The sequence below is a fragment of the Qipengyuania polymorpha genome, assembly GCF_019711435.1.
Lineage (GTDB): Bacteria > Pseudomonadota > Alphaproteobacteria > Sphingomonadales > Sphingomonadaceae > Qipengyuania > Qipengyuania polymorpha.
Map to the genome: position 1 here is coordinate 219,220 of NZ_JAIGNK010000004.1, position 9,400 is coordinate 228,619.

The window sequence follows — 9,400 nt, forward strand, 5'->3', positions numbered from 1 at the left end:
CGGTTCTCGACTTCGCTCGAACCGAACGGAAAGCTTGAGAGAAGAATGGACAATCTGACACCCAAGGCGATCGTCGCCGCTCTGGACGAACACATCATCGGCCAGAAGGACGCCAAGCGCGCAGTTGCCGTGGCGCTGCGTAACCGCTGGCGCCGCCAGCGCCTCAATCGCGATCTGCGCGACGAGGTGACGCCCAAGAACATCCTGATGATCGGCCCCACCGGCTGCGGCAAGACCGAGATCAGCCGCCGCCTCGCCAAGCTGGCCGAGGCTCCCTTCGTGAAGGTCGAGGCGACCAAGTTTACGGAAGTCGGCTATGTCGGCCGCGACGTCGAACAGATCGCCCGCGATTTGGCGGAAGAAGCTATTCGGCTGGAAAAGGAGCGCCGCCGCGAGGCCGTGCGCGAAACCGCCAGCCAGGCCGCGATGGAGCGCCTGCTCAACGCACTCGTCGGCGAGAACGCCAGTGAGGCGACGCGCGAGGCTTTCCGCGAGCGCATCGTGCAGAACGCGATGAACGACACCGAGGTCGAAATTGACGTGAAGGAGCAGCCCTCCAGCAACATGGAAATTCCCGGCATGCCCGGCAATGTCGGCATGATCGACCTTTCCGACATGCTCGGCAAGGCGATGGGCAAGTCGAACCTCAAGCGCCGCAAGCTGAAAGTCCCCGATGCGTGGGACCGGCTGGTGGAGGAAGAGGCCGAAAAGCGTATGGACCAGGACGACGTCAATCGCGTCGCGCTGGAGAATGCGGAGACCAACGGCATCGTCTTCCTCGACGAGATCGACAAGATTGCGGTGAGCGATGTGCGCGGCGGCTCGGTCAGCCGCGAAGGCGTGCAGCGCGACCTGCTGCCGCTGATCGAAGGCACGACCGTGGCGACGAAGTACGGCCCGATGAAGACCGACCACGTCCTCTTCATCGCGTCGGGCGCGTTCCACGTCTCCAAGCCCTCGGACATGCTGCCCGAACTTCAGGGCCGCCTGCCCATCCGCGTCGAGTTGCGTGCACTGACCGAAGAGGACTTCGTGCGCATCCTCACCGAAACGCGCGCCAATCTCGTGCAGCAGTACAAGGCGCTGATCGGGACCGAGGAAGTCACGCTCGACATCACCGATGATGCGATCACCGAAGTGGCGAAGATCGCCGCGCGCGTGAACGAGAGCGTCGAGAACATCGGCGCCCGCCGCCTGCAGACGGTGATGGAGCGCCTGCTCGAGGATATCAGCTTCGAGGCGGAAGAACACAAGGGCGAGACCATCACGGTCGACGCCGCCTATGTGCGCGAGCGGCTCGACGACCTTTCGGGCGATACCGACCTCAGCAAGTATATCCTGTAATGGCCGGGCCGGTGCGCGACCGGGAGGCGATGATCGCCGCCATGGAGCCCCGGCTCGATCGCACTCGCTGGCGCTTCGTCCTCGTCAGCCCCGACAAGGCCCCGCAGCTCTTGGGCGGAGCCATCGGCACTTTCCGCGAGGACGAGGGCGTGACGGCCATCGTGCCGTCCGAGTTGGCCGACGAACTCGGCATCGAAGGGCCGGACTTCGCGCGCATCACACTGATGGTGCATTCGGACCTTGAGGGCGTGGGGCTGACGGCAGCCGTGTCAGGCGCGCTCGCGGATGCGGGGATTGCCTGCAACATGGTTGCGGCCTTTCACCACGACCATGCGTTTGTACCAGCGGTGCACGCTGAGGAGGCGTCTGATGTGTTGCAAGAGCTTTCAGCTTCCGCGACCTGAGTTGCGACGTTCAGTCGACACCCGAAATCGGACATCATCACATGGCTGCTAACGACCCGGTTGCGGTCATCCATAATTGATGCGAGCGTCCCTAGGATGAAAATCCCTTTACGCCTATCAATGCTTTGCGCACTTCTACTCTCCTCCTGCGCAAGTGTGCGACAAGGTGAAGTCGCACCTCAAGTCGTTTGGCGTAGCGGATACTTGGACGCTCATTGGGAATATCCAAATTTTTTGCCGGATAGCCAATTCGAGCCCGGAGCATTTCGTTTTCGTTTTCGATTGCGAGAGGCGTTCTGGCAGGATCGCTATTCAGAACCGGTGAACTACGCTCGCATACACCACCCCGATGAAACGGTTTGTTTCAGGGTTTCTGGCGAAGGCTATTTCAACCGAGCGTCACCAGATGCTTTCCCACCCAACCACAAGGATGAATTTGTTTTCGTGCAAATCTCAGAGCTGACGCAGGAAAAATCCGAACTGTGCGCGGAGCGATTCAGTACCAACAAAAATGGTAGCGTCCGCTAACCACCCAAAGGTCGCCTGACCGGTTACGGATGTGGCGCCAGCCCGATCTCCACGCCCGTCTTGTCGGTCAGCGCGAACTTGTCGACCAAGTCACTGCTTGCCCGGTTCAACCCTTTCACCTGCACGCTGCGGCCGTTGCGGCGCATACGTTCGACCACCTTGTCGAGCGCGCCGATGGCCGAGATGTCCCAAAAGTGGGCCTTGCTCACGTCGATGATGACGTGGTCTGCCGGATCGCTCTGCGTGCTTTCGGGGCCGAGTGCTGCCTCGAAACGCTCGACGCTGGCGTAGAAGATCTGGCCCTTGGCGCGGTAGGTGGCGGTGTCGCCCTCGCGCTCGCGCACGACCTCGAACATGGTCATTACCTTGTGGGTGAAGAACACGCCCGACAGGACCACGCCCGCCAGCACGCCGAGCGCTAGGTTATGCGTCGCGACCACGACCACGACGGTGGTCAGCATCACGACCGAGGACTGCCATGGGTGCTTGCCAATGTTGGGGATCGAGTTCCACGAGAAGGTCCCGATCGAGACCATGATCATGATCGCCACCAGCGCCGGCATCGGCACCTGGCCGACCAAGTCGCCGAGGACTGCGAGAAGGATAAGCAGCGACAGGCCCGCCGTGAAGGTCGAGAGCCTTCCACGTCCGCCGCTCGTCACGTTGATGACCGACTGGCCGATCATCGCGCAGCCGCCCATGCCGCCGAAGAACGCCGCGACGATGTTGGCGACGCCCTGGCCTGCGCTCTCACGGCGCTTGTTCGAGCCGGTGTGCGTCATGTCGTCGACGATCTGCGCGGTCAGCAGCGATTCGAGCAGGCCGACTGCCGCCATGGTCGCCGAATAAGGGGCGATGATGGCAAGCGTCTCCCACGTCAGCGGCACGTCGGGCAGCATGAAATAGGGCAGGCCCTCGGGCAGCTCGCCCATGTCCGCCACGGTGTTGACCGGCGCATTGATGTAGATCGAGAGCGCGGTGAGCACGATGATCGCTACCAGCGGGCTGGGAATGGCGGTGGTCAGCTTGGGGAAGAGGTAGATGATCGCCAGCGCGGCGGCGACCATGGCGTAGGTTTCCCACCCGACATTGGTCAGCTGCGGCAGCTGCGCCATGAAGATGAGGATCGCGAGCGCGTTGACGAAGCCGGTGATGACCGAGCGGCTGACGAACTGCATCAGCAGGTCGAGCCGGAGCAGGGCGGCAATACCCTGGAAGATGCCCATCAGGATTGTCGCGGCGAAGAGGTATTCCACCCCGTGATCGCGCACCAGCGGCACCACAACCACGGCGACGGCAGCCGTTGCGGCGCTGATCATCCCCGGACGTCCGCCGGTAAAGGCAATCACCATGGCAATCGCGACCGAGGCATAGAGGCCTACGCGCGGGTCGACGCCGGCGATGATCGAGAAGCCGATCGCCTCCGGGATCAGCGCGAGCGCGACCACGAGGCCGGCCAGCATGTCTGCGCGGATGTTGGAGAACCAGTCGCGTTTGATCGCGCCGAGGTTGGGCATGGTGGAGTTTCCGTCAGCTGTCAGGTGAGGGTACCCCGCAAAATCAAAGGGCGCCCGGATTGCGGACGCCCTTTGGACTATTGTGCGCTGCAGCACAACCCCGGGGCGGGGTGGGCCTAGATGATGAAGTCGGCCACGGTCAGGTCGATCTGGCCTTCGAGGCGGATGACGACATCGGCATTGCCGTCACCATCGGTATCCCCGAGCACCATGGTGAAGCCGCCGGGACGGATGTCGTAGCGCAGCTCTCCGGCAGTGCCGGAAAAGACCGCATCGCCGATCCAGGTGAAGCTGTCGTGTCCACCGCCGGCAATGGCGTCGATGCCCTTGAGGTTGATGAAGTCGCTTGCCGCCTGGTTGAAATCGGCGATGACATCGGAATTGGTGTAGGCGCGTCCGGCAAGGTCGCCGTCGGCAAAGACGAATTCATCCGCCCCGCCGCCGCCATAGGCGATGTCGCGGCCCGCACCGCCCACCAGCCTGTCCGCCCCGCCGCCGCCGTAAAGCACGTCGTTCTGCGCCTCGCCGTAAAGCCTGTCGTCGCCCGCGCCGCCGTAGAGAACGTCGTCATTGGCACCGCCGAAGAGGTTGTCATTGCCATTGCCGCCGGCGAGCTGGTCTTCGCCGGCCCGGCCGACGAGGCGGTCGTCCCCGTCGAACCCGCGCAGCACATCGTCGCCGATATTGCCGATGATGTCATTGGCGAGCGCGTTGCCTTCGCCCACCGCTCCGGCTGCCCGCAGGAGGATTAGGTTTTCGAGATTGTCTCCGAGCGTGAAATCGGGGCGCAATGTGCGAACCGTATCATTGCCGCCGCCTGCCAGTTCGACAATCGTGTCGTTGCCGCCGACATAGTCGTAGGTGTCGTTGCCCGGCCCGCCGACCATCGTGTCGCGTCCGCTGCCGCCGAGAAGGTAGTCGAAGCCTGCACCGCCTTCCAGCGTATCGTCCTGATCTCCGCCGTAGAGGAAGTCGTTGCCCCCGTTGCCGATGAGCGTGTCGTACCCGCCGAGGCCGTTGAAGGTATCGGCGCGGTCGCTGCCGATGATGGTGTCTTGCCCCTCGTCGCCATCCTGCGTGCGACCGGGCACGTCGTCATAGGAAAGGTAGAGGTCGTTATCCCCTTGTGTGCTTCCGGGAGTACCCCCGGCATGCATGGCCGCGCGACCGCCGAGGTCGGGGAGCGCGAATGTCGTCCGCCCATCACCCCCATACATCGTCCCGAGCAGCGAGAAGAGCGCGGTATTGCTGGCGATGCTGACCAGTTGCCCCTGCGCAGGTGCGAAGCCGGTGGGAACGCCCGCGCCGGCAAAGAAGATGATCTGTCCGAGCGTTGCCGTGTCGGATAAGACGAAGTCGTCCGGCTCCAGATCCTTTGGAGTTTCCTGGTTGCGCGACGGGAAGACGCCTTGCATCGCGACCAGCACCTGCATGACGAGGCCCGGCTGCATATTGTCGATCGCCGCACCGTCGCCGCCAACTTCGATCGGCATCCCGTCGGCATCGAAGACCAACCCGTCCGAGCCGACCACGCTGCCGACCGGCAACCCCGAATCGGAACCGATAATGGTCCGCCCGCGAAGGTCCGGGATGGCGAAACTGGTCACGCCATCGCCGCCATAAGTCGTCCCGATAATCGAATAGAGCAGCGGGTATCCGGAAATGGGGAGAAGGCGGCCGTCGCAGATCATCGCGCCATTGGGGTCGAAGTTGCCCGCCCACAGGTGAACCGATCCGGTGAGGTTCGCACTGCCCGAGTCCATCCCGTAGCCGCCCGTATGGATGACGTAGTTGAGACCAAGGCTCGTCTCGTAGTTGTTGAGGGCCTGGCCGTTGCCTCCGAACGAGGTCGGCAGGTTGATTTCGCTCAGCGGCCTCGTGTCCGCGCCGTAACTCTGCCCCAGGCCGATGGAGTCGAGGCCGGGACCCCAGCCTGCACCGATCGCAAGGTCATCGCGCAGGTCGGGCAAGGCGAAAGTGGTGCTCCCGTCACCTCCGTACAATGTTCCCATGATGGAAAAGAGAGCGGTGTTCGACGCGATGGACAGGAGCTGGCCGGAGGTGAACAACGTGCTACGCGGCGCGAAATTGCCGGCGAACTGGACTATGTACCCCATACTGATTTCGCCACCGATCACTTGGTCGCGGCTCGGGTAGAGTCCGTATTGTATGAGTAAGAAGTTGATGTCCTGCGAGGCCTGCCGGTTATCGACCAGGATCGGTTCCTCTGCGGCCCGCAGCGGCATCTCCTTGTCGCCATAGACCAGGTGCTGGCTGGTAAACTGAAGGTCCTTCATTGTCGCCCTCCCCAGGGAACGTGTGAGGGCAGGCCGACTCGGACGGCAGCGCCCTTTGCTCGCACAGGATAAACCCTAGGGGGGAAACATCCAAATTTGATAAGGCTTTACAATCCGCTGGGATGTGCCGAATCAGGATTCCAGCACGCCATCGTTCTCTTTTTCGGCCTGCTGGCGCGCCCACATCTCGGCATAGAGGCCGTCGTGTCGCAGCAATTCGCCATGCGTGCCGATTTCGGCGAGCTTGCCATGGTCGAGGACGAGGATGCGGTCGGCATCGGCGATGGTCGACAGGCGGTGTGCAATCGCCAGCGTCGTGCGATGGGCACTGACCTTTTTAAGGGTGCGCAGGATGTCTTGTTCGGTCCGGCTGTCCAGGGCGCTGGTTGCCTCGTCGAGCAGCAGGATGGGCGGGTCCTTCACCAGCGTTCGCGCAATGGCCACACGCTGCTTCTCGCCGCCCGACAGCTTCAGCCCGCGCTCGCCCACTTCGGTGTCGAAACCTTGTGGCAAACGCTCAATGAATGGGAGGATGGCTGCGGCCTGTGCGGCTGCCGTAATCTCTTCCTGCCCCGCTCCCTCGCGGCCATAGGCAATGTTGTAGCCGATGGTGTCGTTGAACAGCACGCTGTCCTGCGGGACGATGCCGATATGGGCGCGCAAGCTCTCCTGCCGCACCTTGGCGATATCCTGCCCGTCGACCAGGATGCGGCCGCGCTGCGGGTCGTAGAAACGGAACAGCAACCGGGCGATGGTGCTCTTGCCCGCGCCCGAGGGGCCGACGATGGCGATATTGCTCCCCGCCGGAACCTCGAAGGTGAGGCCGTGGAGGATGGTGCGCTCGGGCTCGTAGCCGAAATGGACGTGGTCGAAGGTGATGGAAGGACGGCGCACGACCAGCGCAGGTGCGCCGGGCACGTCCTTTACCTCCGCCTCGGTGTCGATGAGGCGAAACATCTCCGCCATGTCGATGAGGCCCTGGCGCACGGTGCGATAGACCATGCCCAGCATGTCGAGCGGGCGGAAGAGCTGGGTGAGGTAGGTGTTCACCAGCACAAGGTCGCCGGTGGTGAACTGGCCGCGGCTCCAGCCCCAGACGGTGAAGGCCATCGCGCCGCCCATCAGCAGGTTCATGATCGCGGCCTGCGCGATATTGAGGATGCCGAGCGAGTTTTCAGACTTGATGGCCGCTTCCGCCCATGCCCGCGCCGCCTCGCCATAGCGTTCGCGTTCGCGCGTCTCGGCACCGAAATACTTGACCGTCTCGTAATTAAGCAGGCTGTCGACCGAGCGTGACAAGGCCTGCCCGTCGAGCTCGTTCATCTTGCGCCGCAACTCGTTGCGCCATTCGGTAATCTTGCGCGTCACTATTATATAGGCAGCGACAGTGAACGCGGTGGCCGCCACCAGCTCCCACCCGAAATTGAAGTAGAAGATGACGCCGACTGCAATCAGCTCGATGGCCGTGGGGGCGATATTGAACAGCAGGAAATAGAGCATGACGTCGATGCTCTTGGTCCCGCGCTCGATGGTCTTGGTGATCTCGCCCGTGCGGCGCGACAGGTGGAAGCGCAGCGAGAGCTGGTGCAGCCGCGAGAATGTGTCCTCGGCCAGCTGGCGTGTCGCATCCTGCCCGACCCGCTCGAAGGTGATGTTGCGAAGGTTGTTGAAGATGACGCTGGCAAAGCGGCCCGCGGCGTAGGCAATCACCAGCGCCAGCGCGACCATCACGCCCTCGTTGGCGGGCGTGGTCATCGAATCCACCGCTTCCTTATAGGCGAAGGGCAGGGCGAGGATGGTCGCCTTGGCCGCCAGCACGAATGCCATCGATCCGATGATGCGGCGTTTCAGGAGCGGGTTATCGCGCGGCCACAAGTAGGGCAGGAACCGCTTGATGGTAGCCCAGCCTTCGAGGTCCTGGGCGGTCTGGCTCTGTGCGGTCTCGGGCGGCATGGCCCGCTATCTGGGGCAGCCGCCGCCCGAGGACAAGGTCAGGAGCGACCGCGCGTCATGTGGTCGGTGAAATTGACCGGGCCGCGCCGCATCACGTCGGCGGGCAGGTCGAACAACACGCGGCGGCTGGCGAAATCTATCGCCACGCGGTCGAACATGCGCAAATTGCCCATGCCGAGGATCAGCGCGGGCTGGTCGGTATAGCCGAGCGCTTCGAGGGCGGGGCTGTCGGCAAAGCCAATGGGGACCTGCGACAATTGCATGGGGCCGATCTCGAGCCGCTTGGCAAAGGTCAGGTCGCCTTCGATCGTGTAGCCATGCACGTCGGTGGAGCTGAAGGTCATGTCCCCGCGCATGCGCAGCTTCTTCAGCAGCGCCATGTTACCGAGCGAGTTCTGTGCCCCGGTATCGATGATGACTGCCGTCTTCACTCCATCGAGCCGGGCATTGGTGATAATCATCTGCCCCAGCTTCGCCCGCGCGCGCACGACGATCTCGTAGCCCGAGTTGCCGCGGAACTGTTCGGCATCGGCAACCGACATGCGGCCTTCGGCGAAATCGATAAGCACGCGCATGTCCTGCAATGTGTCGAGGCCCAATATGCCATCCGCCCCGATATTATGCCGATCGAGGAGGGGGGACGTCAGCCCGCTCAGCGTGCGGTCGGCAAATTCCAGCTGGTCGATGGCAATCGTGTCCACCACCCTGGTCGACCCCATTGCGACCAGCGTGGCCTTGCCCGATGGTTCAAGCGCGAGATCGCTGGTGATGCGGGGAGTGACAACGGTCGCCTGCGCACCGGTATCGATGAAGAAGCGATAGGGGCCTTCGCCGGCGATCGTGACCGGCACGGTCATCCGCTCGTACCGGTCCTTGTCGAAGGCGACATCGATGATTTCCTCGTCGCCGCCGGCCACCTCGCCAGCTTGCTGTTCGGCACCGTCCGTTTGGGCCATGGCCATGCTGCAGCCCAGGATCGTTGCTGCCGTTGCTGCAAGGAATTTCGCGCCCATTTTCGCTCTCCATATGCTGGCCGCCCAGCCAGCCTCTCACACGCCCCATATGTATATAGCATGGAAGAACCCGATTCCGGAGTCGGTTCGACGCTGTGCCTTGCAAGCGTGCAGCAGGTGTCTGGTGAATCGGGGAGGGCGACCCGAAGGAATGAGGTGATTCCAGTGGCTGAATCGGCTCCCCAACCGGTGATTCCAACCGCCAGGGCCCGCCAAACTTGAAATTTGCCCCCGCGACCCCATCTATGAGGCTGAGGGTGCGGGCCGCCAACCCCGCGGAAATCCGTCAGATTTCGTGAATGTGAAATAATCCTACAAAAAGGCATTGACGGAATCGGGGCGGC

General features: G+C 62.9%; 6 protein-coding genes. 2 read left to right on the forward strand and 4 right to left on the reverse strand.

What is annotated here, in order from left to right; genetic code table 11:
- The first annotated feature begins 45 nt into the window (after window positions 1-45).
- Together hslU and K3152_RS13260 are read left to right on the forward strand one after the other, a co-directional pair.
- Window positions 46-1,344, forward strand: coding sequence for an ATP-dependent protease ATPase subunit HslU (hslU, locus tag K3152_RS13255; protein ID WP_221574607.1), 1,299 nt, complete (start codon window positions 46-48; stop codon window positions 1,342-1,344).
- 11 nt (window positions 1,345-1,355) lie between these two features.
- On the forward strand, window positions 1,356-1,748 hold the full coding sequence (locus K3152_RS13260) for an ACT domain-containing protein (RefSeq protein ID WP_345719813.1): 393 nt from the start codon (window positions 1,356-1,358) through the stop codon (window positions 1,746-1,748).
- Window positions 1,749-2,299: 551 nt separating this feature from the next.
- On the opposite strand, the gene K3152_RS13265 is transcribed toward K3152_RS13260, so the two are convergent.
- The 4 genes from K3152_RS13265 to K3152_RS13290 form a co-directional block, all read right to left on the reverse strand.
- Entirely contained in the window at window positions 2,300-3,793 is a 1,494-nt protein-coding gene (locus K3152_RS13265) for a SulP family inorganic anion transporter (RefSeq protein ID WP_221574609.1), read from the reverse strand.
- A 116-nt stretch (window positions 3,794-3,909) separates the two neighbouring features.
- Window positions 3,910-6,090: a tail fiber protein gene (locus K3152_RS14325; RefSeq protein ID WP_282098378.1), complete on the reverse strand. Its 2,181-nt coding sequence runs from the start codon at window positions 6,088-6,090 to the stop codon at window positions 3,910-3,912.
- Window positions 6,091-6,222: 132 nt separating this feature from the next.
- A complete protein-coding gene (locus K3152_RS13285) occupies window positions 6,223-8,043 on the reverse strand; it encodes an ABCB family ABC transporter ATP-binding protein/permease (RefSeq protein ID WP_221574610.1) in 1,821 nt (606 codons plus the stop codon).
- A gap of 38 nt (window positions 8,044-8,081) precedes the next feature.
- Entirely contained in the window at window positions 8,082-9,056 is a 975-nt protein-coding gene (locus K3152_RS13290) for an aspartyl protease family protein (RefSeq protein ID WP_247713436.1), read from the reverse strand.
- Window positions 9,057-9,400: the final 344 nt, after the last annotated feature.